We start from the raw sequence: 24,774 nt of genomic DNA on the forward strand, positions 1-24,774 counted from the left end.
CGAGGGTCCAGGCCTCCACCTCGCGCTCGACCTCCGGGAGACATCCGATGACGCAGGCCCCTGGACGCATCACGGAGTACCCGCTCACGGCGGCTGGAACCGGGCCCTATGGAATCTGCGCCGGGCCTGACGGCGCGCTCTGGTTCACGGAGGTGCACGCGGGCCGCGTGGGACGCATCGAACTGGACGGCGCGGTGACGACCTTCGCGCTGCCGACGCCGGACTCGGGGCCCTCCGTCATCACCGCGGGGCCCGACGGCGCGCTCTGGTTCACGCAGCAGAAGGCGAACCGCATCGGCCGGGTGACGACGCGCGGCGAGGTGCGTGAGTTCCCGCTGCCGACAGAGGGGGCTGGCCCGTTCGGGCTCTGCGCGGGGCCCGACGGCGCGCTCTGGTTCACGCAGCTGTCGACGCATCGGCTGGGGCGAATCACCGTGGAGGGCGCCGTCACCGAGTTCGCGCTCGAGGCCGGCAGCTACCCGTCGTTCATCACCTCCGGACCGGATGGGGCGCTCTGGTTCACGCAGAACGCGAGCAATCGCATCGGGCGAATCACGGTGGACGGGCAGGTCTCCGGGTTCGCGCTGCCCACGCCGAAGGCGGGCCCCGTGGGAATCACGCGGGGGCCGGATGAGGCGCTGTGGTTCGTGGAGCTCCTCGCGGACCGCGTCGGGCGCATCGGGCTCGACGGGGGCATCACCGAGCATCCGTTGCTTCGGACCGGCGCGAAGCCTCACGCCATCGTCACGGGCGCCGACGGCGCGCTCTGGTTCACCCAGTGGGGAAGCAATCACCTCGGACGGATGACGACCTCGGGCGAAGTCACGGAGTACGCCATCCCCACCGCGAAGGCGGAGCCGCATGGAATCTGCTCCGGGCCGGATGGCGCGCTGTGGTTCGCGCAGGAGGTGGGGAAGATAGGGCGACTGGCGCCGCGCTGAGGGCTGGCCACGAGCAGCCCAAACCCCGCGGGGGGACACGTCGCGAGAGCCGCCATGGCGGCGTCGCGTTCAAGACGTCCCTCGGCGAGCCTCCGCCAGAAGTCCCTCCGTGCATGCGCCTTTACGGGACGATACGGCGACGGCAGGCACGCAGCGCACCGCGCCCTTTCGGGTCCGCGCCGCTCAGGCCGCGACGACCGCGTCGGGCTCGCGGCGCACCTTGGCGAGCGCGGCCACCACCACCTCGGGCCCGGCGCCGGCCTTGTGCGCGTTCTCGCTCAGGTGCCGTCGCCACGCGCGCGCGCCCGGCAGGCCCTGGAACAGGCCCAGCATGTGCCGCGTCACCGCGCTCAGCGGCGCGCCCTGCTGCCGGCGGCGCTCGATGTACGGGAGCATCGCCTCCACCACCTCGTGGCGCTCGCGCGGCGCCTGGGTCGCGCCGAAGAAGCGGCGGTCCGCCTCCGCCAGGAGGTACGGGTTCTCGTAGACGGCGCGGCCAATCATCACCCCGTCCACGTGCTTCAGGTGCTCGGCCGCCGCGTCCAGCGTCTTGATGCCGCCGTTGATGCTGATGTCCAGGTGCGGCAGCTCCTGCTTGAGCCGGTGCACCAGGTCGTAGCGCAGCGGCGGCACGTCGCGGTTCTCCTTGGGGCTCAGCCCCTGGAGCCACGCCTTGCGCGCATGCACGATGAAGCGCGTGCACCCTTCCGCCGCAATCAGACGCACGAAGCGCTCCAGCGTGGGCCACTCCTCCAGCTCGTCGATGGCGATGCGCGACTTCACCGTCACCGGGATGCTCACCGCCGAGCGCATCGCGCCCACCAGCCGCGCCACCAGCTCCGGCTCCGCCATCAGACACGCGCCGAAGCGGCCCGACTGCACCCGGTCGCTGGGGCAGCCCACGTTCAGGTTCACCTCGTCGTAGCCCCACGACTCGGCGATGCGCGCCGCCTCCGCCAACGCCTCTGGCTCCGAGCCCCCCAGCTGGATGGCCACCGGGTGCTCGGCCGCCTCGTAGCCCAGCAGCCGCTCGCGGTCGCCGTGGAGCACGGCGCCCGTGGTCAACATCTCCGTGTACAGGAGCGTGTGCTGGCTGATCTGGCGGTGGAAGTACCGGCAGTTCCGGTCCGTCCAGTCCATCATCGGCGCGACACACAACGGCATGGGGCTTGAGGGCATCATGGGCAGGACCTGGGAAACGTCCTGCATCTACCCGGCTTTTTCTCCCCTGCCCACCCCCCAGTGACGCCCGGAGGCCCGAAGAGCGAGGAGCCGGACGACCTCCCCGGCTAGGCTCCCCCCGTGCCTCCGAGCCCGCCCCTGCTGGACGACATGCTGCTCTTCACCGAGGTGGTCACCTCCGGAGGGCTCACCGCCGCGGCCCTGCGGCTGGGATTGCGCAAGTCCACCGTGAGCCGCCGCCTCTCCGCGCTCGAGGCGCGGCTCGGGGTCCGCCTGCTGGAGCGCAACGCGCGCCACCTGCGCCTCACCGAGGCGGGGCGCGACTACCATGTCCACTGCGCGCGGCTGGTCTCCGAGGCCCGCGAGGTGAACCGCGCCCTGGGCGAGTCCCGCGCCACGCCCCAGGGCACCCTGCGCATCGCCACCCTCTCCCTGCTGGGCGAGCTGCTCACCCCGCTCATCGCGGAGCTGCTCCTGCACCACCCGCTGCTGCGCGTGGAGCTGGCGCTCGCCGAGGCCCACGTCGACCTCATCGCCGAGGAGTACGACGTGGCGCTGCGCACCGGCCCGCTCGCCGACTCGTCGCTGGTGGCCAGGAAGCTCGGGCGGCTGCGCACCGGCTACTACGCCAGCCCCGCGTACCTCGCCCGCCAGGGCACACCCCGCACCCCCGCCGACCTCCAGGGCCATGCCTGCGTCGTGCTCGCCGAGCCCCGTACCGACGAGGTCTGGTTCTTCGGCGAGGGCCGCGAGGCCTCAAGCCACCCCGTCACCGGCCGCCTCCGCGTCCCCAGCGTGCGCGCGGGACAGGCCGCCGCCCGCGCGGGCCTGGGCGTGGTCCGCCTGCCCGCCTCCCTCGTCGTCGACGACGTGCGCAGCGGCCTGCTCGTCCCCGTCCTGGAGGCGGCGACGCCGCCGGGCCTCCCCGTGTTCGCCGTCTACCCGAGCAGCCGCCAGCTCCCACCCAAGCTGCGCGCCTTCCTCGCGCTGCTCTCGGAGCGCGGCGCGTCGCTGCCCTGGGAGGTGGAGGCCCCTTCCCCCCGGAGACGTTGAGGGCCCTTCACGCAACCTCGCGTTCCGTGAGGGACGCTCGTCTCCGAGCCCCCCGGCCACTACATGTCCTGCTCGAACCGAGGCACGGCCCCGACGCCGCGCCTCCAACGCAGGAGGACAGGACATGGCCACGGACGTCATCGAGCTGGGCGACGCGCGGTTCCACCAGGAGGTGCTCGAGTCGAAGGAGCCGGTGCTGGTGGACTTCACCGCCGCCTGGTGCCCACCGTGCCGCGCCATCGCCCCCACCGTGGCCGCGCTCGCCACCGAGTACCGGGGCCGCCTGAAGGTGGCGAAGCTGGACGTGGACGCGAACCAGGAGACGGCCCAGCGCTACAACATCCGCTCCGTCCCCGCCCTGCTGCTCTTCAAGGACGGCCAGGTCGTCCAGCAACTCCTGGGCGCCATGCCCCGGGCGAAGCTGGAACAGGCGCTGCTTCCCCACCTGTAGACCTGGGGGCCCCTCCCGCTGGCGGGCTAATGGCTCGATACAGCGAGACTCGGGGCTCCCGAGCCCGGCATTCCGTTGCAAGTCAAAAAGGAAGGCTGGCGATTCTCTCCAGGTGAGGTAGTCACGGGCCGCCTCGGCTGTGTCACACGAAGGTGACACCCGGGGCATGCCCCCATCCGGGAGGGAAGCGATGCTCGAAAGGCTGATGCCCAAGTCGGACGAGTTCTTCGACGACTTCGACAAACAGTGCGCCGCCACAGTGCAGGGCGCGAAGATGCTTCACGAACTGCTCAGCGACTACACGGACGTGCCCAGGCGGGTCCAGGCGCTCAAGGACGTGGAGCACCAGGGTGACGAGGTCACCCATACCGCCTTCAACCGTCTGCACAAGCAGTTCATCACCCCGTTCGACCGAGGGCAGATCCACTCGCTGCTGTCGCGCATCGACGACGTGCTGGACCTGGCGAACGCGGCTGCGTCACGGCTGCACTACTACGAAATCCAGAGCAGCCTGCCGGACGCGACGGAGCTGGCGCGGCTCCTGGTGCTGTCCGCCGAGAAGGTGCAGGAGGTGGTGGCGGCGCTGCGGCTCATCAAGAAGCCGGAGCAGATCCTCGCCGGCTGCAAGGAGATCAAGCGCCTGGAGACGCAGGCGGACGAAGTGCTTCGCTCGGGCCTGGGCCGGCTGTTCAAGAGCGGGGTCGACACTCTGACCATCATCAAGTGGAAGGAGATCTACGACCTCATCGAGACCGCCACGGACAAGTGTCAGGGCGTGGCGAACGTCATCGAAGGCGTGGTGCTGGAGCACTCCTGAGATGCTACTCGCGGCCGTCATCGTCATCGTCGGAGTGGCGCTCATCTTCGATTTCATCAACGGCTTCCACGACGCGGCGAACTCCATCGCCACCGTGGTGTCCACCCGGGTGTTGTCACCGAACCTGGCCGTGGCGTGGGCCGCCTTCTTCAACTTCGTGGCCGCCTTCGGCGGCGGTGTCCATGTCGCCAACACCATGGGCAAGGGCATCATCAACTTCGAGATGCTGCGCGCCACGGGCCCCACCGCGGTGCTGTCGGTCATCTTCGCGGCGCTGATGGGCGCCATCGCCTGGAACCTGCTCACGTGGTGGTGGGGGCTGCCGTCGTCGTCCTCGCACGCGCTGGCGGGCGGCATGATTGGCGCGACGCTGCCGGTGTTGGGGCTCAAGGGCCTGATGGGCGCGGGCATCGCGAAGATCGCCGCCTTCATCGTGCTCTCGCCGCTCATCGGCACCACGCTGGGCATGACGCTGATGCTGGTGAGCACCTGGGTGGTGCACAAGCAGACGCCGCGCGTGGTGGACGTCTGGTTCCGCCGGCTCCAGCTCGTCTCGTCCGCCATCTTCTCCTACAGCCACGGCACCAACGACGCGCAGAAGGTGATGGGCATCATCGCCGTGGTGCTCTTCGGCACCATCTGGGCGGACCGTCCGTTCCACATCGACTGGTGGATGATCATCTCCTGTCACGCGGCCATCGCGCTGGGGACGTTCTTCGGCGGCTGGCGCATCATCCGCACCATGGGCCACAGCCTGACGAAGCTGGCGCCCATCGGCGGGTTCAGCGCGGAGACCGGCGGCGGCGTCACCATCATCGCGCTGGCGGAGCTGGGCATCCCCGTGTCCACCACCCACACCATCACCGGCGCCATCGTCGGCGTGGGCTCCACGCGCGGCTGGCGCGCGGTGAAGTGGGGCGTGGCGGGCCGCATCATCTGGGCCTGGGTGTTCACCATCCCCGCGTCCGCGCTGATGGCGCTGCTCATCTACGGGATGACCCAGGTCGTCGTCCGCCTGGTGGGCTGAGGGCCCGCCACCCTCCCCGCCCGCGCCGGCCACTTCCTTCGGGAGGCCCGCGGGCGGGTGTAGCATCCCGGGCGCCATGCGCCTCATCCTCAACCCTGGGCGGGAGGGCGAGCAGGAGCTGCTGCTCCCCGAGGGCGTCACCACCATCGGCAGGACGGAGGAGAGCTCCGTCTGCGTGCTCCACAAGAGCCTGTCGCGCAGGCACGCGCGCCTGGAGCGCGAGGGCTCGCGCGTGGTGCTGGTGGACCAGGGCAGCAAGAACGGCACCTTCGTCGGCGAGCAGCGCGTGGAGCGCCATGAGCTCGACGCGGGCCAGGCCTTCCGCTGCGGCGAGGTGTGGTTCCAGCTCCTCGCGGCGGACCCCGACCTGGACGCGGGGCTGAGCCCGCTGCACACGCGCACCCTGGACACGCGCTTCTCGCCCGCGCCCGGTGAGCTGTCCCTGGACGCGCCGCGCCTGCGGGTGCGCCCGGAGCCGGAGGCGGACGCGACGCGCGAGCGGCTCCAGGTGCTGCTCGCGGTGGCGCAGCTGTTGTCGTCGCCCGGCTCGCTCGACTCGCTGCTGGAGCGCATCCTCCAGCTCGTCTTCCGCGTGCTCGGCGTGGACCGGGCCGCGCTACTGCTCGTGGACGAGGCCACCGGCGAGCTGCGTCCCCGCGTGGCGCGCGCCGCCACCGGCGAGGTGCTCTCCGAGCGCTTCCACAGCCAGCACATCGTCGACTCCGTGCGCAAGCACGGCCTGGCGGCGCTCTTCGCCAACGCCCAGCAGGACGTGCGGCTGGACAGCTCCGTCTCCATCCGCGCGCAGTCCATCCACTCCGCCATGTGCGTGCCGCTCAAGTCCCGGGACACGTGGCTGGGCGTGCTGTACGTGGACAACCGCTCGCACGGGGGCCTGTTCACGGAGGCGGATTTGGAGTTCCTCACCGCCTTCGCCCACCAGGCGGCGGTGGCGCTCGACAACGCGCGGCTGACGCGGCGGCTGGAGGAGGAGGCGGTGCTGCGCAACACGTACCTGCGCTTCTTCCCGCCCGCCGTCGTGCGCAGGCTGCATGCCTCGCCCGGCACGGCGCTGGAGGTGGTGGAGACGGAGGTGACGGTGCTCTTCGCGGACATCTCCGACTTCACGCCCCTGTCCTCCTCGCGCGGCCCCCGGGACGTGGTGGACATGCTCAACGCGTACTTCCCGGTGATGGCGGACGTGGTCTTCCGTCACGAGGGGACGCTGGAGAAGTACATCGGCGATGCGCTGATGGCGGTGTGGGGCGCGCCCTTCTCGCGCGAGGACGACGCGGACCGGGCCGTGCGCGCGGCGGTGGACATGCAGCGCGAGCTTGCGGGGCTCAACGCGCGCTTCCGGGCCCGGGGACAGCCGGAGCTGCGCATCCACGTGGGCCTCAACAGCGGCCCGGCCGCCGCCGGCAACATCGGCTCCGAGCACTACCTCCAGTACGCCACGCTCGGGGACGTCACCAACGTGGCCAGTCGGGTGTGCGGCGTGGCGAAGGCGGGCCAGGTGGTGCTCTCCGAGGCCACGCGCGTGAGGCTGCGCGAGTCGCGCTGGCCCTTGACGACGCTGCCCCCCACCCACGTGAAGGGCAAGCAGGAGGCGCTGACGCTGCACCGCGTGGAGTGGGACGTGGCGGGTGGGTGAGCCGTCGTCCCCCCGTCCGGGAGGGCGGCTTGACTCGCACCGGGCTCATCGGTCAGCGTTCGGGTTCGTGAACGGCATCGGCCTCGACCTCGCGTGGACCTCGGGATGGACGTCCCGGACCTCCGCGCGCGCGGCGACCTTCACCTCCACGACGACGACGACGCACACGACGACCCGCGGAGCGCGGGCGGTCTAGCTCGGAATCGCTGTCCTTCCGACCAGGCCCCGCGCTCCCCGGCGCGGGGCTTTTTTCGTTTCCCTCCACCCACCAGGAACCCCATGCAGACCCAGACCCCGACGACGACGCCCCGCCCGCCCGTGTCCCTCGGCCGCCTGCTCCCGAGCGAGGTGCCGTCATGCGGGTGATGAAGTTCGGCGGCACCAGCGTGGGCGGCACCGCGCAGATGCGGCGCGTGGTGGACCTGGTCGCCCGGGCACGTCAGGAGACACGCGTGTGCGTGGTGGCCTCGGCCGTCTGTGGCATCACCAACCTCCTGGTGGACACGGCCCGGCTCGCGCAGGAGGGCAGCTCGGTGGAAGAGCCCCTGTCGCGCTTCGAGCAGACGCACCTGGGCATCGCCCGGGAGCTGGGCGGAGAGCTGGAGGCGCTGGCCCCGCTGGAGCTGGGGCTCGCCGCCATCTCCACCGAGCTGCGCGGGCTCTTGCAGGGCGTGGGGCTGCTGCGCGAGTGCTCGCCGTCGGTGCTCGCGCACCTGTCGGGCCTGGGCGAGCGCGCCTCGTGCCTGGTGCTGGAGGCGCTCCTGTCCGCGCGCAAGCTGTCGCCCCACCTGGTGGACCCCAGGCAGGTGCTCATCTGCGCGGGGGACCCGCTGCAGGCCACGCCGCGCATGGACGAGATTCGCGCCAGGTTCGCTCCGCTGCGCGACGCCCAGGGGCCGGGGCTCCTGCTGATGCCGGGCTTCTTCGGCGGTGACGCGCGCGGCAAGACGATGTCCCTGGGACGCGGCGGCTCGGACTACTCGGCGGCGCTGGCGGCGGCGGCGCTGGACGCGGCGCTGCTGGAGATCTGGACGGACGTGGACGGCATCTACAGCGCCGACCCGCGCCTGGTCCCCGAGGCCTTCCCGCTGGCGGAGGTGAGCTTCGAGGAGGCGATGGAGCTGGCCTACTTCGGCGCCAAGGTGCTGCACCCCAAGACGATTGCCCCCGCGCGCGAGCGCGGCATCCCCGTGCGCGTGTGCAACAGCTTCAAGCCCGAGCACCCCGGCACCCTCGTCACCGACAGGGCCGCCCCACCCGAGCACCCGGTGCGGGGCCTGTCGTTCCTCAAGGACGTGGCGCTGGTCAACATCGCCGGCGCGGGGCTCAAGGGCGTGCCCGGCACCGCCGCGCGCGTCTTCGAGTCCATGGCCCGCGCGGGCATCTCCGTGGTGCTCATCACCCAGGGCTCCAGCGAGTGCTCCATCAGCTTCTGCGTGCAGCAGTCGGAGGCCGACGCCGCCGTGCGGGCGCTGGAGTCGGAGTTCGAGGTGGAGCGCGAGGCCGGCAAGGTCGACACCATCGAGCGCCAGGGCCGGCTGGCCGTGCTCAGCATCGTCGGCGACGGCATGCGCCACCGCGTGGGCGTGGCGGGCACCTTCTTCAGCGGCCTGGCCGACGTGGGCTGCAGCATCGCCGCGATTGCCCAGGGCTCCAGCGAGCGGAGCATCTCCGCCGTCATCACCGAGGCGGACGGCCCGCGCGCCATGGCGCACGTGCACCACCGCTACTTCGGCACCACGGAGGTGGTGGAGCTCTTCGTGGCGGGCGTGGGCAGCGTGGGCGCGGAGCTGATGCGGCAGGTGCGCCAGCAGGCCCCCCACCTGCGCGCGCAGGGCGTGGACCTGCGCGTGTGCGCCATCGCCAACAGCCGGCACGCGCTCATCGAGCCGGGCGGGGTCCCCCTGGGCGAGTGGAAGGAGCGCCTGGAGGCAAGCCGCGCCCCCGCGTCGCTGGAGTCCTTCCGCGAGCAGGTGCGGGCCAAGCGGCCCGGCCGTCCCATCTTCGTGGACTGCACCAGCAGCGAGGACGTGGCGCTCGCCTACCCGTCCCTCCTGGCCGCGGGGCTGCACGTCGTCACCGCGAACAAGAAGGCCAACGCGGGGCGCATGGCCCACCACCGCGCCATCCGCGAGACGGCGTCGCGGCACCAGCGCCGCTTCCTGTACGAGACGAACGTGGGCGCCGCCCTGCCCGTCATCGACACGCTCAAGAACATGCTGCGCACCGGCGACCAGGTGCACCGCATCGACGGCATCCTCTCCGGCTCGCTGTCGTACATCCTCGGCCTGCTGGAGGAAGGCGTGCCGCTGTCGCGCGCGGTGGGCTCCGCCATGGAGAAGCGCTTCACGGAGCCGGACCCGCGCGACGACGTGCAGGGCACGGACGTGGCGCGCAAGGTGCTCATCCTCGCGCGCGAGCTGGGCCGCCCCGTGGAGCTGGAGGAAGTGGCGCTCCAGTCGCTCCTGCCCGAGGACTTCGACGCGTCCGGTCCGCTCGACGCGTTCCTCGCGCGGCTGCCGTCGCTCGACGAGGGCTTCCAGCGCCGGGTGGAGGCGCTGCGCACGGAAGGCAAGGTGCTCCGGTACGTGGGCAGCGTCGGCCCCGAGGGCTGCTCGGTGGGGCTCAAGGCCGTGCCGCTCGCCAATCCCCTGGCCGCGGTGAAGGGCGGAGAGAACGCGCTGAGCTTCCTGTCGGAGCGCTACAGCCCCACGCCGCTGGTCATCCGGGGCTATGGCGCGGGCGCGGCGGTGACGGCGTCCGGCGTGTTGGCGGACGTGCTGCGGCTGGTGGAAGGTCCGCTGCCGTGAGTCCAGCGGGGCAGCTCGACGACGAAGCGGGCGCCCCGCCCCGGCTCGCTCTCCACCCAGACCTCTCCGCCGTGGGCCTGGGCGATTTGACGGGTGATGAAGAGGCCCAGGCCCAGGCCACCGTAGTTGGGTGAGGCGGCGCGCTCGAAGCGCTCGAAGATGCGCCCCTGCGACTCGCGGGGGATGCCCATCCCGTGGTCCTCCACGCTCAGCCACACCCGCTCGTCGTGGTGGGCGGACAGCCGCAATCGGATGGGCCGGCCCGCGCCGTACTTCACCGCGTTCGTCAGGAGGTTCATCAGCACCTGCTCCAGCCGCAGCCGGTCCCACCGGCCCGGCAGGGACCCGGGGGTGTCCAGCACCAGCTCGCAGCCCGCCTTCTCCAGCTGCTCACGCAGGTGGCCCACCACGTCGCGCGTGACGGCGACCAGGTCCATGTCCTCCAGGCGCAAGGACAGCCGCGACTCGTTGATGCGCGAGACATCCAGCAGGTGCTCCACCAGCCGGGACAGCCGCGACAGCTGGCTCTCGCACACGTTCAGCATGCCGGACAGCCGCGCGCGCAGGCCCGAGTCCGTCCGGGGCCGCGCCAGGAGGGCGCCCATCTGCTGCATGCGCAGCTTCATGGACGTCAGCGGCGTCTTCAGCTCGTGCGAGGCGATGGAGAGGAACTCGTCGCGCACGCGGATGGCCTCCTGGGACTCGCGGTAGAGCTGCGCGTTGTCGATGGCGTACCCCGCGCGCCGCCCGAGTTCCTCCGCCAGCGCCACCTCGTCCGCGCCGAAGGCCCGCGCCCCCTGTCGCGACACGAGCGTCAGCACGCCCAGCCCCCGCCCGCGCGCCTGCAGGGGCACGCTGAGCGAGGGCTTGCCGCCCCACGCGCGCACATGGCTCCAGCGCGGTGAGCCCAGCCCTCCGTCGCGCAGGATTCCATGGGGCACCGGCGAGCACTCCGAGCGCCCCGACGCCATGACCCCCACCGGGCCGTACGTCACGCCGGGGACCAGCGGATGCGCCTCGAGCAGCTCCCGCACCTCGCGCTCCACCTCGGGCGAGCGCGCCGCCACCGCCACCGGGTGCAGCCCGCGACTGCCGTCGGGCATGAAGACGATGCACACGTCCCCCAGGCGGGGCACCGTCAGCTCCGCGACGCGCTGGAGCGTCGTCTCGTAGTCGAGCGACGTGCCCAGCTCCCGCCCCGCCTCCGCGAGGAAGCGCTGGGACTCCTCCAGGCGCTTGCGCTCGGTGATGTCGGTGGAGATGCCGCAGACGGCGTAGGGCACACCCGACGCGTCCAGGAGCGGGAACTTCTGGGTGATGTGCGTGTGGACGCCGTCCTCTTGCGGGACGCGCTCCTCGCGCACCACGGGCAGCCGCTGCTCCAGCACCTGCTCGCTCAGCGCCTGGAACTCTCTCGCGCTGTCCTCCGGGAAGATGTCGTGCACCGTCTTGCCGAAGACCTCCTCGCGCGTGCGGCGGAACATCAGCTCCCACTGGCGGTTCACGAAGATGTAGCGCCCGTGGGTGTCGAGCAGGAAGAAGACGGAGGTGGCGTTGTCCAGGATGGCGCGCAGCTGCCGCTCGCTCTGCTGGAGCGCCTCCTCGGCGCGCTTGCGCTCGGTGACGTCCAGCAGCACCGCCAGGGAGCGCACGCAGGCGCCCGAGGCGTCGCGCTCCATGATGGCGGACAGCAGCACGTCCAGCCGCGTCCCGTCCTTCTTCACCAGCTGGTACGGCACGTCCTTGCAGCGGCCCGTCCTGTGGAAGGCCGGCAGCACCTCCTCGCGCGCCCGCCGGGCCGACTCCTCGGTGAGGAACTCCGTGGAGTCGCGGCCGAGCACCTCCTCGCGCGTGTAGCCCAGCGTGGCCAGCCAGCAGTCGCTGACACTCACCAGCCGGCCCGCCCGGTCGATGGAGTGCATCATCACCGGCGTGTTGTTGTAGAGCGTGCGGTACTTCTCCTCGCTCTCGCGCAGGGCCCGCTCGACGCCGGCGAGGTCCCGGGACGCCTCGGGAGGTGACGCGGGGCTGTCGGTCGGGTGGGGCATGGCGAGGAGGCGATGGGCCGTGGGGTCGCCCGCCCTCCGCGCGTGACGCCCTCCTCAATGATTGGCGCGCCCCCGGGCCCCGCCAACCCGGCCTCCGCGCCACCCCCAGGTCGGCCAACCCACCGAGCCCCGGAAGACGGGCACGCCCGCCAGGATGCTGTCCCGCACCCGGCCCTCACGACGGACAAGCCTCATCCCACGGCCTTCTCCGGGTCCTCCGTGTTTGAAGTTCCCGGACGTCCCGTCGAGAATGGCCCGCCACCCATCTCAGGCGACGAAAGGAAGGGGGAGGACGGAATGTACGTATCTCGCAAATCAGCGTGGGCCCGCACAGGCGCGACGCTGGCACTCGCGCTCGGTCTCACCGTGCTCGGTTGTTCCGACAAGGAGGGTGACGACGACAAGGACGAGGGGACGCCCGTCACGGCCACCCTCACGGGCCGGGTGACGTTCGACTCCGTCCCGGCCGTCTACACGCCGACGACGCGCCAGGGCTCGCTCGCCTTCAACCAGGTGAGCGTCAAGCCCGTGCGCAACGCCACCGTGCAGGTGCTCCGGGGCAGCACGGTGCTCGCCTCGGCGACCACCGACGACGACGGCCGCTACCAGCTCACCTTCACGGCCGGCGACCAGGCCGACGTGACGCTGGCCACGCTCGCCAAGACGACCACGCCGGACATCCAGGTGGAGGACAACACCGACGGCAACGCCATCTGGGCGGTGGTGACGCAAATCAAGGGCGGCACCACGAGCAAGGACCTGCACGCGGGCCACGGCTGGAACGGCTCCAGCTACACCGCCAACCAGCGCGTCGCGGCGCCCTTCGCCATCCTGGACGCCATGTACACCGCGTCCCACGCCTTCCTGGCGGAGCGCCCCGTGCCCTTCCCGCCGCTCAAGGTGAACTGGAGCCCGAACAACGCCCCGCAGAACGGCGACAAGGCCCGGGGCCAGATTGGCACCTCGCACTTCTCCCCCAACGAGAACGAGGTCTACGTGCTGGGCCTCGCGGGCGCGGACACCGACGAGTTCGACAGCCACGTCATCGTCCACGAGTGGGGGCACTTCTTCGAGGCCAACCTGTCGCGCGCCGACAACCCCGGTGGCCCGCACTCCTCCGGCGACGTGCTGGACCCGCGCATCGCCTTCGGCGAGGGCTACGGCAACGCGCTGTCCGGCATGCTCCTGCCCAGCTCCATCTACGTGGACACGCTCTGGAGCGGCACCCGGCTGGGCGCGTTCGGCTTCGACCTGGAGACGCCGCCGACGACCACGGACGACCCGAACCCGGGCGTCTTCTCCGAGTTCAGCATCATGCGCTTCCTCTACGACCTGCACGACGAGTCGACGCTGTCGGAGACCCCGTTCGACCAGGTGTCCCTGAGCCTGGGCACGCTCTATGACGTGCTGGTGGGGCCGCAGCGAACCACGGAGGCGGTGACCACCGTCGGCTCCTTCATCCACGGCCTCAAGGCCCAGCCGGGCGTGGACGCCGCCGCGGTGGACCGGCTCGCGGCGCACTACAACATCGGCGCCATCCGCTCGGAGTGGGGCGAGGGGGACACGGACCTGTATGGCATGTACAAGTTCGTGACGGTGCCCTTCTCGGAGAACAACTTCTTCACCCGAGGCGAGCCCTTCAACCAGCGGCAGCAGAACCGGTACTACGTCTTCACCGGCAATGGCCGCAGGATGACCGTCACCGCCGACTCCACGGAGGACGTGAGCATCCTCGCCCTGCAGCAGGGCGCCACGGCGGGTGAGGCCGACCGCTTCACCACCGGCAAGGAGACCTTCGACTTCAACAGCCAGACCGACCGGCGCTACGTCCTGGTCACGACGGGCTGGGCCGACGAGGGCTCGGGCAACTACAACTACACCCTCTCCATCAGCAGCCAATGAGCGGACCTCTCACTCCTCCCGCGTTCCCAGGAGCACCCATGAATCGCATTGCCTCCGCGGTCCTCTCCGGCCTCCTGGCGCTGATGGCGCCCCTGGCCTGCACCTCTCCGGCGAAGAGCAGCACCCCGGCGGACAGCGCCGACCACCCGGGCTCCACCGCCAAGCTCAGCGCGCCCGTGGACGTGGGCGCCAAGGTGTCCGACACCAGCGCCACCGTCTCGCTGCGCTTCCAGGTCCCCGGCGAGGATGTCCGGGTGGAGGTCTCCGGCGTCGACGGGCTCCAGGTGACCAGCAGCACCTCGCCCGTGACGGGCGTGAGCGTGGAGAAGGCGGCCGTCACGAACCTGGACGTGGCCTTCGCGCCGGGCGCCGGACGCTCCCACCTGGTGGTGACGGTGAGCGGCATCTTCCAGGGCGTGCCCCTGACGAAGGTGGCCAGCTTCGCCGTCGGTCAGCCCACCGAGCAGCAGAAGGCAGACGGCTCCGTGGTGACGGATGACCAGGGCCAGCGCATCAAGATGATGCCCTCGTCGGACACGAAGTAGTCCACGACGCGGGCGGGTCCGAAGAAGGACCCTGAAAAGAACCGCGGGGAGCGCGCCCCCTCGACGCGCTCCCCGCCGTATGAAGGACTGCGAGAATTCGTACCTCCGGTCCAGCGTGAGCGCGCCCCTCGGCGCACCCTCCGGAAGCCACGCCCCTCCCCAGGGGCGCCCCCTCAAAAGGTCCGAGGCGAGCCCCCCGGCGCGCCTCTTCCCCCCTCGAACGTCGGACGTTCGAAAACCCGAGTGCCGGTGATTCCCCCGGACACTCCCCCCACCCACCTGCCCGGACGCTCAGCGCCCGAAGCCCTCGGACATCCAGGCTCTGCCCGGGTGTCCCCACCTTTCGAAATATCCAAACGCGGCCCATCGGAATCCTTGAGTGGAGGATTTACGGCGAATTTTCGGTCCGGGTTTCAGTCCCGCCGGCGCTTGGCGCGGGTGTTCTCCCAACCCTGCATGGAGCGGCTCCTGTCGATGCGCCGCTGCTCCTTCTGCAGCGCGGTGCTCGACTGACGCGCCTGGAAGGCCTTCTCCTTTTGCAGCTTCTCGAAGCTCGAGAGGCGCTGCTCAGGGAGGGCCCCGGACTGGACGGCGGCGCGGACGGCGCAGCCGGGCTCACGCTGGTGCGTGCAGTCGCGGAAGCGGCAGCCCTCGGCGAGCTCGAGGATGTCGGTGAAGGCCTGCTCAATCGCCTTCTCCTCCTCGCCGAGCAGCCCCAGCTCGCGCATGCCGGGGCCGTCGATGAGCAGCCCCCCGTGGGGCAGCCGGAACAGCTCGCGGTGGGTCGTGGTGTGACGCCCCTTGTCGTCCTCGTAGCGCACCTCCTGCGTGGCCAGGCGCGACTCACCCAGCAGGCGGTTGACGAGGGTGGACTTGCCCACGCCGGAGGAGCCCAGCAGGGCGCCGGTGCGGTGCTCGGGGATGAGGGCCCGCACGGCGTCCAGCCCCTCGCCGGTCCTGGAGCTCAGGGCCAGCACGGGGACGCCGGGGGCCAGCGCGGAGACCTCCTCGACGACGGCGTCGGCGTCGTCATGGAGGTCGGCCTTGGTGAGCAGCACCGCGGGGGAGGCGCCGCTCGTCCAGGCCAGGGTGAGGGCGCGCTCGATGCGGCGGGGGTTGAAGTTCCCGTCCAGGCCGGCGACCAGGAGCACCACGTCCAGGTTGGCGGCGATGAGCTGCACCTCCCTCTCGCGTCCCACCTCGCGGCGCGCGAGCAGGCTCTTGCGGGGGAGCACGGCGTGGAGCATGCCCTCCCCTTCGCCCGGAGGAAGCTGGAGGGCCACCCAGTCACCCACGGTGGGCAGGGACTCGGCGCTGGAGGATTGGTGGAGCAGCCGGCCGGCGGTGCGCGCCAGCAGGGTGCGCTCCGCGGTCTGGACGGTGAGCAGCCCTCGGGCCTGGCGCACCACGCGGCCGGGGACGAGGGGAAGAGGGGACGACTCGACGAGGAGGGAGAAAGCCTGGGCCAGCTGGGGCCCCCAACCAAAAGTTTCGAGAGACACTGAGAAGGACTCCGGACAAGGCGGTGCCTGCGGCGCACCTGGATTCGTCAGGGCACCCGGAGCGAGGACCGCGCTGTGACGGACCTTCACGTCGGCCTGTTCAGGCCGACGTCCTCCGGGCGAACGGGACTCCCACCGCGGCAAGATCAATATCGGCGTACATGGGGCCCTCCGGGACCGGGCGGGGCGGCGTCCATCGCCGTCCGGCGCTCCCTGCATATCAATCCAGCCCGGCGCCTGCACGGGATGTCGTCGGGGGCGGGGTGGTACAACCCTCCCCGCACGGCGTTCCGGCGGGGCCCGGACGCGCGCGCGCCCGGGGACCACCGATGCGCGAGGACGACGAGGCGGAGCTGCGAGCGGTGCTCCTCGAGGGCCTGCTGGCCGACGACGAGGTGGAGTCCCTGCGGGCGGCCGTCGAGCGCGAGCAGAAAGGCCCCCTGGACCTGCTCCATGCCCGGGGGCGACTGTCCGAGGCCACCCTCGCCTCCCTCCGGAGCGCCTCGCGGGCCGCCCTCCAGGAAGCGCTCGTGGGCCCGCCCACGGTCCAGGTCGGGGCGCCCCGCCCGCTGGAGCCCGCGGCCCTGGAGGCCGAGCCCCCCTTCCCCGTGCCGGGCTGGGAGCGTTATGCGCCCATCCGCTTCCTGGGCCAGGGCGGCATGGGGCGCGTCTTCCTGGTGCAGGACCTGGTGCTGCGGCGGCTCGTGGCGCTCAAGTTCGTGAAGGACGACGAGCCCGGGCGGGTGAGGCACTTCGTGGCGGAGGCGCAGGCCCAGGCGCGCGTGGAGCACGAGCGCGTGTGCAAGGTCTACGAGGTGGGCCAGGTCCAGGGGCGCGCGTACATCGCGATGCAGTACGTGGACGGCCTGCCGCTCCACCAGGTCGCGAGCCAGCTCTCCGTCGAGCAGAAGGCGCTGCTGCTGGCGCAGGCCGCCGAGGGCGTACACGCGGCGCACCGGGCCGGCCTCATCCACCGCGACATCAAGCCGTCCAACATCCTGGTGGAGCGCACGGCCGACGGACAGTGGAAGCCCTACGTCATGGACTTCGGGCTGGCGCGGGCGCCGGGCGAAGGCGTCACCGCCACGGGGGCCATCCTGGGCACGCCGCACTACATGGCGCCCGAGCAGGCGCGCGGCGAGGTGAGCCGGCTGGACCGTCGCGTGGATGTGTACGCGCTGGGCGCCACGCTCTACGCGCTCCTGGTGGGCCAGGCGCCCGTGCCCGGGAGCAACGCGCTGGAGGTGCTCAGCCGCATCCCCACGGAGGAGCCCCGGCCTCCGCGCGCGCTGGCGCCCGAGGTGCCCGCGGACCTGGAGGCCATCGTCCTCAAGTGCCTGGAGAAGGAGCGCGGGGGCCGGTACGACTCGGCGCGGGCGCTGGTGGAGGACCTGCGGCGCTTCCTCGATGGGGCGCCGGTGCTCGCGCGCTCGACGGGGCCGGGCTACCGGATGGCGCGGCTGGCGCGCAGGCACTGGCGGGGGCTGACGCTGGCGGCGGTGGTGGGGCTGGTGTTGCTGCTTGCAGGGGTGCAGGCGGTGCTCGCCCGACGCGAGGCGGACGTGCGCGAACATCTTGCGCGCCGCTTCTCCGAGCTCGCCGAGCACGTGGAGGCCCGCGCCCGGTACACCGCCCTGGCGCGGCTGCACGACACGCGGGAGGAGCGGCGCACGCTGGAGGCGCGCCTGGAGGACATCGCTCGGGAGATGCGCGCGGGAGGCGAGCGCGCGCTGGGGCCGGGCAACGAGGCGCTGGGACGGGGCTGGTTGGCGATGGGGGAGCCCGGGCGCGCGAAGGAGGCGCTGGAGGCCGCGTGGCACCACGGGACGCGGACGCCTCGCGTCGCGTGCGCGCTGGCGCTCGCGCTGGGGCAGATCTACCAGGAGCAGCTGCGCGCGTCCGAGCACCTGCCCGCGCTGGAGCGGCAGGGGCGACGCAAGGCGCTGGTGGCGCAGTATCGGGAGCCGGCGCTGGAGTGGTTGAGGAAGGGCGGCGACGTGGACCTGCCCCCCGCCGAGTACGTCGCGGCGCTGCTCGCGTACCACGAGGAGCGCTACGCGGACGCGTTGGAGCGGCTGGATGCGTTGGGTGAGCGGCTGCCCTGGTTCTTCGAGGCGCCGCTGCTGCGGGGGGACGTGCTGGTGGCGCGCGCCACGAGTCATTGGGATGCGGGGCGGCGCGAGTCCGCGCAGGAGGACCTGGACGCGGCGCGACGGGCGCATGCCCGGGCCGCGTCGCTCGCGGAGAGTCTGCCGGAGGCGCACCTGGCGCTCGCGGGTGTGGAGCAGGTGGCGCTGCGCATGGGGATGTATGGCCAGGGGGACGTGACGCCCCACCTGGAGCGGGCGTTGGAGGCGTTGGAGCGCGGGCTCACGGCCTCGCCTCGGCATGTGCCGTCGTTGGTTCGCAAGGCCATGCTGCATCGCAGGCTCGCGGAGTATCGCGGCAGACAGGGTGGGGATGTGCGGGCGCCACTGGAGGCCGCTTTGAAGGCGGCGCGCGCGGCGCTCGAGGTGGAGCCGAATCGCAGCGAGGCGCGGCAGGCGCTCGGGTTGGTGCTCTGGCAGGAGGCGCGGCTGCGGCAGGCGCGCAGCGAGGACCCTCGCGCGCTGCTGCGTCAGTCCATCGAGGCGTTCGAAGGGGTGGCGCCGCGGGAGCGCGGCTACGACTATCACGCCAACCTGGGGCTCATCTTCAAGGTCTGGGCGGACCATGAGGACGCGGTGGGCGAGGACTCGCTCGGCAACCGGCAGCGCGCCATCGAGGCGTACCGCACCGCCATCGGCATCGACGAGTCGCTGCCGGATGCGTGGATCAACCTGGGCAGCGCCTGGTTCAAGCGCGCGTCGAATCCGCGCAGCACCACGGCGGATGAGGATCTGGAGCGCGCCCGGGAGGCGCTGGAGAAGGCGCGGAGCCTCAACCCGCGCAACCTGGTCAGCCACTTCTACGAAGCGCAGGTGCATGCGCTCCGCGCGGCGCGCGCGCGTGACTCGGGCAAGGATGCACGGTCCGCGCTGGACGCGGCGCTCGGTTCGTATCGAAGCGCGCTCGCGCTCAACGCCGAGGTGCCGCAGCTCCACGGTGGCGTGGGGCTGGTGCACCTGGAGCGTGCTCGCGATGCGTGGCAGCGAGGAGAATCCCCCTTCCCTGCTGTCGACGAGGCCCGCGAGGCCTTCGTCCGGGCTCGCGCGCTCGCGCCGAAACAGGGGCTGACGTACAGCAACCTGTCGGAGGCGCTGGCGGCTCGCGCGGCGTATCGGCTGGAGCTCGGGGAGGACCCGCGCGAGGACGCCCAGGCCGCGAAGCGCGAGGCCCAGGCGGCGCTCGCGCTCCAGCCGGAGCTGTCGACCGCGTGGGCCAACCTGGGCCACGCCGAGCTGCTGCTCGCGACGTACGCGTGGGAGCGCGGCCTGGGGTTCAGCCACGCACGCGTGGCCCCCCTGCGCGACGTGGCAACGCGCGCTCCACGCGATGCCTCTGCGGTAAACCACCCGCGCGAAGATGCGGTGCAAGGCGTGGCAACGCGCGCTCCACGCGAGGCCCCTGCGGTAAACCACGCGCGCGAAGATGCCTTGCAAAGCGCGGCAACGCGCGCTCCACGCGAGGCCTCTGCGGTAAACCACGCGCGCGAAGATGCGGTGCAAGGCGCGGCAACGCGCGCTCCACGCGATGAGCATGCTGCGAACCACCCGGGCGAAGATGCGGTGCAAGGCGCGGCAACGCGCGCTCCACGCGATGAGCATGCTGCGAACCACTCGCCCGAGGCTGCTGCTCGCGACGCGGCCCAGCGCAATCCGCGGGACGCCCTTGAGGTGGTCCACCCGCTCGAAGCCGCCGAGCTCGCGCTGCGCGAAGCGGTCACGCGCAATCCCCGCGATGAGGAAGCCCTGCGCTATGTGGCGAAGGCCCGACGCCTGAGGGCGCTCGTATGGCGAGGGACACGAGGCACAGCCCCCCTCATCGCGAGCCCTCCGCCCTCCGGCCTCCCGCGGGAACAAGAGGCGGTCTTCACCGAGGCGGCGCAGGCGCACGAAGCCGTGCTCGCCCTCAGCGCGCGTCCCCATGACGACCGGCTCGCGCTCGCGCGACTCCTCATGGACCACGCCCTCGCCCGACATCTCGCCGATGCCTCCCCAGGCGACGCGCTGGAGAGAGGCCTCGCGCATGCATCCGCGGTGCTGAAGGTGCGCCCCGATGACCTCGAGGCGCGCGCACTGCATGCGGCGCTGGAACTCCTGCGCGTGCGCTCATCGCCCACGCAGCCCCTCGATGAACAAGCGCGGGCCCGTGAGGCCCTGTCGCGCGCGCTGGTGGCCCGCCCTCGACTCGGGCGGACCTGGGTGCCCCTGCTCACGACCTCACCGCGTTGAGCAAGCGGTCCTCACCCCTCCTCGGGCTCGCCTGGATCCCTCACCACCTCCAGCTCTCCAGGCTGGCCCTCTCCCGTGCCCGAGGACACCCGGAAGGGATAGTCCATCCACCACGCCTTGGCCGAGACCTTTGCGCACCACGAAGGCCTGTACCAGGAGTCCAGCTTGACGATGTCCGACGGCTCCCCCTCGAACAGGTGACCCGAGGGGTCACCGTCGAAGTGGATGGTGGCGTGCGACACGTCCTCAGCCAGCCGGAGCTTGAGCCACTGCCTCCGATGGATGCAGGAGAAGGCGGGCGTCACCGGCTCCGGCCCCCGTCCGATGGTGATGGTGCACACCTCGTCCGGCGCGATCTTCGGACACAGTCCGTGCACCAAGGTGCAAGACACCTCCCGCAGCTTGGAACACTCGACGTCCTGCGCCTGCGCCCCCGTCTCGAGGACCTCCTCGGGCGCGGCCTGCTCCGGAGCACACCCCATTCCCAGCCACATCACGACTGCCATCCCATGCAACTTCATCACGCGAGCCTCCTCACGTCGTTCGACTGAATGGAGCGTGGCCGCGAGAGCCCGCCACGCCGGATGACGCCATCACTCGGCGGGCCCGAGCCCCAGCTCACGGACCCGCCGCTGGAGCGCGCGCCGGGAGACCTCCAGCCGTCGCACCATCGCGTCCAGGTCCCCCGCGCACTCGTGGAAGCAGCGAGAGATCTCCTCCGCGCTCACGTCCTTCACCGTGCGGATATGCGGGCTGCGGTCCACCAGGTTGTAGAGCGACGCCCGGGTGATGCCCAGCCGCTCCGCCGTGCCCTTCAAATCCCACGAGCACTCCCGCAGCGCCTCCAGGAGCTCCCGCTCCGACACCTCCGCCGGCTTGCGGCGCGTCAGCGCCACGGGCTCCTCGCGCTTGCCGGAGCCCAGCTCCGCCTCCAGCGACGCATCCACCTGGAGCCGAGGCTGCCCCCGACTGCTGATGACCAGCTGCCGGACCACGTTGCGAAGCTGGCGCACGTTGCCGGGCCACTCGAAGTCCAACAGCCGCGTCGCCAGCGACGCGGGCAGCCACGGCTCCGCGTAGGGGTCCTCGGGCTCCAGCCGCCACGCCTCGCCCAGCGACTCCAGCTCCAGCCGCGCGAAGTGATGGAAGAGCAGCGCGATGTCCTCACGCCGATCCCGCAGCGCCGGCATCTGGAGCGTGTAACCGGAGAGCCGATGCAACAGTGGTGCGCGAAACCGCCCCTGCTCGATGAGCTCCTCCAAGGGCGCGTCCGTCGCGGCGACCAGCCGCACGTCCGTGACGACGGGCGTATGTGACCCCACCGGGAACACCTCCCCCGTCTCCAGCACGCGCAAGAGCGCCACCTGCACCTCCGGCGGAGCCTCCCCCACCTCGTCCAGGAAGAGCGTGCCGCCATGGGCCGCGCGGAAGAACCCCTCGCGACTCTGCGACGCACCTGTGTAGGCCCCGCGCTGCGCGCCGAACAACTCCGAGGCCGCGAGCTCGCGTGCCAGCGTGCCCAGGTTGACGCTGATGAACGGCCCCCTGCGACGAGGACTCCGCTGATGGAGCGCCCGGGCGACCAGCTCCTTCCCCGTGCCCGTCTCCCCCCGCACGAGCACCGGCACCTCCAGGTCCGCCACCTGCCGCACGCGGGTGCGCACGCGGCCCAGGGCCAGGCTCTGCCCCACCATGCCCAGGGTGTCCGCCGAGCGCTCCGCGTCCAGCGCCACGCGATGCAGCAGCACCACCACCCGCCCGCCCAGCTCCAGCGTCACCCCCGCCGCGAGCACCTCCGGCCGGAAATCCCACGCCCCCCCGGGCACACCTCCGACCACCACGGACGTGCCCTCCGCGTCCACCTCCAGCCGGAGCCCGCCCTCCGGACGCGGCAGGAAGCGCAGCGGACGTCGGCTCAGGAACGGGTCCGCCAGCGGTCGCCCCACCCCCTCCCCCACGCGCGTGAAGAGCGGCTCGTTGCGCGACAGGGCCACCTCACGCCCCGCGAGCAAAGCCTCCATCACGTAGCGCTCCCCCACCCTCGACGCGAGCGGATGGGAGACCAGCGTCAGCGCCGGCGCCAGGGGCGCGGACTGGGAGTCGCCGCCACGCCGCGGGGGGCTGGCGGTGGAGACATCATCGAGGAATCGCTGCGACATGAGGGGGACGCTCGGCGCCGGAGCCGGGGTTCTCCTCCAGGCTACACCGAGGAGGCCCGGGTCGAGTCTGACGCCAGCCTCCCCGGGCCTTCGGCTGACATGTCAGCGCCCGCCGCTGACATGCCAGTCCACGCTTCCGGGCGCCGCCGTCCGAGGGACAGGCGTGGGCATGGCCGTTGCTCAAGGGGGCCTCACACGCAGGGGTGAGCCCACGGTGAAGACTCTCAACGAAACGACGTCGACCCGCTTCTGGGAGCTGTGGCGGCAGCACCAACCGAGGCTCCTCGCCAGGAGCGTGCGCCAGCTCGGAGGCAACCACGCCGACGCGGAGGACGCGCTGGGCGCCGCGATGCTCCGGGCCGCGGAGGCCTGGCCCCGCGAGTCCCACCGCCTCCACAACCCCGAGGCCTGGCTGACGCGCATCCTCCACAACACCTGTGTGGACCAGCACCGCGCACGGGCCCGCCGCGCGGACGACCTCACCGACGACACGTGCACCGAGGCCACGGCCCCCCTCCACGCCCCCTCGCCCGAGCACCTCCTGCTCGAGCGCGAGCGGGCCCGGCTCCTGTGGCGCCACGTCTCCCAGTTGCCGGAAGCCCTGCGCCAGGCCTGCGTCATGCGCTTCGAGCGGGACCTGGATGGACGCACCATGGCCGCACAGCTCGGGCTCACCCACGTGAACACGCGGCGGCGCCTGATGCGCGCCTGTCAGGTGCTGCGCGTGGCCATGACGGGAGGCGTCGACCGAAGCACGCAGAGGGGGCCAGTCCCCCGTGCCCCCGTTACGCGCGTGACGGGCGCGGGGCTGTCGCCGGCGCCGGGCGGGTGGAGCCCCGAGCCGGGGCCGACACCTCGCGCCCCCACGACCCCGGGCGTGGCGCCCACGCGAGCGCCCCGCGCGAGGTCCGAGCCGACTACGCGCTGGCGGAGTGCGCGTGCGCGTCCGCCCCGTCCCGCCCACCGGAGAGCCGACGGATGAGGCGACGGCGCACCACCTCGATGTGCTCGCGGAAGAAGTAGAGGTTCTCCGCGTACGCCAGCGGCATGGGGATGCGATTGACCTCGCGCTCCGCCTCCTCCAGGCGCTTGAGCATGTCCTCGAGCATCTGCTGCCCGGGGTTCTCATCGAGCTGGATTTCAATCTCCTTCAGCCGCGCATACCAACGCACGATGCGCGAGCGCATGCGCCACTGGTACACCGCCGGCACCGCCCGGAACAGCGGCACCACCACCGCGATGATGGGCACCAGCATCACCCACAGCCGGTCCACCAGGTTGGCGGCCCAGAACGGCAGGTAGCGCTGCAGCAGGGGGACCCCCGCCTCGTAGTAGCGCTTCGCCTCATCGCTGAGCGGGAAGCCCGTCTCGCGGGGCGCGGGGAACTCGGCCGCGCCGTCCAACAGGCCCGCCTTGCCGTGGACCTCGCTGGCCGCGCGCATCAGCAGATACGCCAGCGCCGGGTGCAGCGAGTCGCGCGCCACCAGGTTCGCCGTGGGCGCGATGACCACCACGTCCTCGGCCGGCACGTCCGAGGCCAGGTTGAACACACCCCGGGGCAACACCAGCCGCGACAGGTACGGGAAGCGCCGCGCGTACGCCGCGCCCCGCGTGAAGCTCAACAGCCGGATGCCGGGCACCGCCGCCAGCCGGTGGATGGCGGGCGACTCGGCCGGAGAGATGAGGAAGATGGCGTCCACCGTCCCCTGCTTGAGCTGCTCGATGGCGGCCTCGCGCTCCAGCGGCATCAGCTCCGTGGGCGCCTCGTCGATGCCGTTGGCCTTCAAGAGCGTGATGGCGAGCGCACGCGTGCCGCTGCCCTCCGGCCCCACCGCCACCTTGCGGCCCTTGAGCTGGCGCACGTCCTCCAGGGGCTCACCCCGGTAGAACACCCACAGGGGCACGTAGGACAGACTGCCCAGCGACACCACGTTCCCCGCGGTCTCCCCCGCCACCGTGCCGCTCTGCACGAAGGCCACGTCCACGCCCGAGGACTCGTCCGCCAGCAGCGCCACGTTCTCGATGGAGCCCTTCGTCGAGCGCAGCTCCAGCTTGATGTCGTGCCTGGCCAGGAAGTCCTGGTACTTCCGCGCGTAGTAGCGGAAGCCGCCCTCGTCCTGGGACATGGCCAGAACCAGCGTCTTGGGCGGCGCGGGCTTGATGAAGTGGAACGCGGCGGCGAAGGCGACGCCGATGAGGAGCAGCGCGGGGGTGAGCGTCAGCCACAAATCCCGCCGGAGCGTGCGCCGCAGGTGCTGCTTGAGGGAGTCCGCCGTCATGGTGGGCGCGGAGTATAGACATGCCTCCGCG

The 24,774-nt window shown here is 71.8% G+C and carries 17 protein-coding genes; 11 read left to right on the plus strand and 6 right to left on the minus strand.

Going from position 1 to position 24,774, the window contains the following annotated elements:
* Window positions 1-47 precede the first annotated feature (47 nt).
* Entirely contained in the window at window positions 48-941 is an 894-nt protein-coding gene (locus tag OWM54_RS06935) for a Virginiamycin B lyase (protein WP_267696970.1), read from the plus strand.
* A gap of 183 nt (window positions 942-1,124) precedes the next feature.
* Here the strand turns inward: OWM54_RS06935 and dusA are convergent, their stop codons facing one another.
* Window positions 1,125-2,123, minus strand: a complete 999-nt coding sequence (gene dusA, locus OWM54_RS06940) for a tRNA dihydrouridine(20/20a) synthase DusA (protein WP_223751318.1) — start codon at window positions 2,121-2,123, stop codon at window positions 1,125-1,127.
* Window positions 2,124-2,273: 150 nt separating this feature from the next.
* Here dusA and OWM54_RS06945 point away from each other — a divergent pair, with 150 nt between their 5' ends.
* The 6 genes from OWM54_RS06945 (at window position 2,274) to thrA (ending at window position 9,935) form a co-directional block, all read left to right on the plus strand.
* Window positions 2,274-3,176 (plus strand): LysR family transcriptional regulator, encoded by a 903-nt coding sequence (locus tag OWM54_RS06945; protein WP_255666194.1) that lies wholly within the window; start codon window positions 2,274-2,276, stop codon window positions 3,174-3,176.
* A 124-nt stretch (window positions 3,177-3,300) separates the two neighbouring features.
* On the plus strand, window positions 3,301-3,627 hold the full coding sequence (gene trxA / locus OWM54_RS06950) for a thioredoxin (RefSeq protein WP_141330114.1): 327 nt from the start codon (window positions 3,301-3,303) through the stop codon (window positions 3,625-3,627).
* A gap of 190 nt (window positions 3,628-3,817) precedes the next feature.
* The gene (locus OWM54_RS06955) at window positions 3,818-4,444 is read left to right on the plus strand and encodes a DUF47 domain-containing protein (protein WP_223751244.1); all 627 of its coding nucleotides are present in this window, start codon (window positions 3,818-3,820) and stop codon (window positions 4,442-4,444) included.
* A gap of 1 nt (window position 4,445) precedes the next feature.
* Window positions 4,446-5,471 carry an inorganic phosphate transporter gene (locus OWM54_RS06960; RefSeq protein ID WP_141330118.1) on the plus strand — a complete coding sequence of 342 codons (1,026 nt, stop codon included), beginning with the start codon at window positions 4,446-4,448 and terminating at the stop codon, window positions 5,469-5,471.
* A gap of 76 nt (window positions 5,472-5,547) precedes the next feature.
* On the plus strand, window positions 5,548-7,125 hold the full coding sequence (locus tag OWM54_RS06965; protein ID WP_223751243.1) for an adenylate/guanylate cyclase domain-containing protein: 1,578 nt from the start codon (window positions 5,548-5,550) through the stop codon (window positions 7,123-7,125).
* Window positions 7,126-7,481: 356 nt separating this feature from the next.
* Window positions 7,482-9,935: a bifunctional aspartate kinase/homoserine dehydrogenase I gene (gene thrA / locus OWM54_RS06970; RefSeq protein ID WP_267696971.1), complete on the plus strand. Its 2,454-nt coding sequence runs from the start codon at window positions 7,482-7,484 to the stop codon at window positions 9,933-9,935.
* Here thrA and OWM54_RS06975 read toward each other — a convergent pair.
* On the minus strand, window positions 9,857-11,983 hold the full coding sequence (locus tag OWM54_RS06975) for a PAS domain S-box protein (protein ID WP_267696972.1): 2,127 nt from the start codon (window positions 11,981-11,983) through the stop codon (window positions 9,857-9,859). The genes thrA and OWM54_RS06975 overlap by 79 nt on opposite strands.
* Window positions 11,984-12,280: 297 nt before the next feature.
* On the opposite strand from OWM54_RS06975, the gene OWM54_RS06980 reads away from it, so the two are divergent.
* Together OWM54_RS06980 and OWM54_RS06985 are read left to right on the plus strand one after the other, a co-directional pair.
* Entirely contained in the window at window positions 12,281-13,885 is a 1,605-nt protein-coding gene (locus OWM54_RS06980) for a hypothetical protein (protein ID WP_223751240.1), read from the plus strand.
* A 38-nt stretch (window positions 13,886-13,923) separates the two neighbouring features.
* Complete coding sequence (locus OWM54_RS06985; protein WP_223785072.1) at window positions 13,924-14,430, plus strand: hypothetical protein; 507 nt, start codon at window positions 13,924-13,926, stop codon at window positions 14,428-14,430.
* Window positions 14,431-14,843: 413 nt separating this feature from the next.
* Here the strand turns inward: OWM54_RS06985 and rsgA are convergent, their stop codons facing one another.
* The gene (rsgA, locus tag OWM54_RS06990) at window positions 14,844-15,932 is read right to left on the minus strand and encodes a ribosome small subunit-dependent GTPase A (protein WP_267696973.1); all 1,089 of its coding nucleotides are present in this window, start codon (window positions 15,930-15,932) and stop codon (window positions 14,844-14,846) included.
* 329 nt (window positions 15,933-16,261) lie between these two features.
* Here rsgA and OWM54_RS06995 point away from each other — a divergent pair, with 329 nt between their 5' ends.
* Window positions 16,262-20,305, plus strand: coding sequence for a protein kinase domain-containing protein (locus tag OWM54_RS06995; RefSeq protein WP_267696974.1), 4,044 nt, complete (start codon window positions 16,262-16,264; stop codon window positions 20,303-20,305).
* Window positions 20,306-20,316: 11 nt separating this feature from the next.
* Here the strand turns inward: OWM54_RS06995 and OWM54_RS07000 are convergent, their stop codons facing one another.
* Together OWM54_RS07000 and OWM54_RS07005 are read right to left on the minus strand one after the other, a co-directional pair.
* On the minus strand, window positions 20,317-20,811 hold the full coding sequence (locus tag OWM54_RS07000; RefSeq protein ID WP_223752218.1) for a hypothetical protein: 495 nt from the start codon (window positions 20,809-20,811) through the stop codon (window positions 20,317-20,319).
* 87 nt (window positions 20,812-20,898) lie between these two features.
* Window positions 20,899-22,464: a sigma 54-interacting transcriptional regulator gene (locus tag OWM54_RS07005; protein ID WP_267696975.1), complete on the minus strand. Its 1,566-nt coding sequence runs from the start codon at window positions 22,462-22,464 to the stop codon at window positions 20,899-20,901.
* A gap of 214 nt (window positions 22,465-22,678) precedes the next feature.
* Here OWM54_RS07005 and OWM54_RS07010 point away from each other — a divergent pair, with 214 nt between their 5' ends.
* Window positions 22,679-23,446 carry an RNA polymerase sigma factor gene (locus tag OWM54_RS07010; RefSeq protein ID WP_267696976.1) on the plus strand — a complete coding sequence of 256 codons (768 nt, stop codon included), beginning with the start codon at window positions 22,679-22,681 and terminating at the stop codon, window positions 23,444-23,446.
* Here the strand turns inward: OWM54_RS07010 and OWM54_RS07015 are convergent.
* Complete coding sequence (locus OWM54_RS07015) at window positions 23,382-24,743, minus strand: TAXI family TRAP transporter solute-binding subunit (protein WP_267696977.1); 1,362 nt, start codon at window positions 24,741-24,743, stop codon at window positions 23,382-23,384. The two genes, OWM54_RS07010 and OWM54_RS07015, sit on opposite strands and share 65 nt — an antisense overlap.
* Window positions 24,744-24,774: the final 31 nt, after the last annotated feature.

Source organism: Myxococcus sp. MISCRS1, from assembly GCF_026626605.1.
GTDB lineage: Bacteria > Myxococcota > Myxococcia > Myxococcales > Myxococcaceae > Myxococcus > Myxococcus fulvus.

What these genes read in the sequence shown, in the direction of transcription:
- OWM54_RS06935 (WP_267696970.1), top strand. Translation starts at nt 48, where the DNA reads ATGACGCAGGCCCCTGGACGCATCACGGAGTACCCGCTCACGGCGGCT.
- dusA (WP_223751318.1), bottom strand. Translation starts at nt 2,123, where the DNA reads ATGATGCCCTCAAGCCCCATGCCGTTGTGTGTCGCGCCGATGATGGAC.
- OWM54_RS06945 (WP_255666194.1), top strand. Translation starts at nt 2,274, where the DNA reads ATGCTGCTCTTCACCGAGGTGGTCACCTCCGGAGGGCTCACCGCCGCG.
- trxA (WP_141330114.1), top strand. Translation starts at nt 3,301, where the DNA reads ATGGCCACGGACGTCATCGAGCTGGGCGACGCGCGGTTCCACCAGGAG.
- OWM54_RS06955 (WP_223751244.1), top strand. Translation starts at nt 3,818, where the DNA reads ATGCTCGAAAGGCTGATGCCCAAGTCGGACGAGTTCTTCGACGACTTC.
- OWM54_RS06960 (WP_141330118.1), top strand. Translation starts at nt 4,446, where the DNA reads ATGCTACTCGCGGCCGTCATCGTCATCGTCGGAGTGGCGCTCATCTTC.
- OWM54_RS06965 (WP_223751243.1), top strand. Translation starts at nt 5,548, where the DNA reads ATGCGCCTCATCCTCAACCCTGGGCGGGAGGGCGAGCAGGAGCTGCTG.
- thrA (WP_267696971.1), top strand. Translation starts at nt 7,482, where the DNA reads ATGCGGGTGATGAAGTTCGGCGGCACCAGCGTGGGCGGCACCGCGCAG.
- OWM54_RS06975 (WP_267696972.1), bottom strand. Translation starts at nt 11,983, where the DNA reads ATGCCCCACCCGACCGACAGCCCCGCGTCACCTCCCGAGGCGTCCCGG.
- OWM54_RS06980 (WP_223751240.1), top strand. Translation starts at nt 12,281, where the DNA reads ATGTACGTATCTCGCAAATCAGCGTGGGCCCGCACAGGCGCGACGCTG.
- OWM54_RS06985 (WP_223785072.1), top strand. Translation starts at nt 13,924, where the DNA reads ATGAATCGCATTGCCTCCGCGGTCCTCTCCGGCCTCCTGGCGCTGATG.
- OWM54_RS06995 (WP_267696974.1), top strand. Translation starts at nt 16,262, where the DNA reads ATGCGCGAGGACGACGAGGCGGAGCTGCGAGCGGTGCTCCTCGAGGGC.
- OWM54_RS07000 (WP_223752218.1), bottom strand. Translation starts at nt 20,811, where the DNA reads ATGGCAGTCGTGATGTGGCTGGGAATGGGGTGTGCTCCGGAGCAGGCC.
- OWM54_RS07005 (WP_267696975.1), bottom strand. Translation starts at nt 22,464, where the DNA reads ATGTCGCAGCGATTCCTCGATGATGTCTCCACCGCCAGCCCCCCGCGG.
- OWM54_RS07015 (WP_267696977.1), bottom strand. Translation starts at nt 24,743, where the DNA reads ATGACGGCGGACTCCCTCAAGCAGCACCTGCGGCGCACGCTCCGGCGG.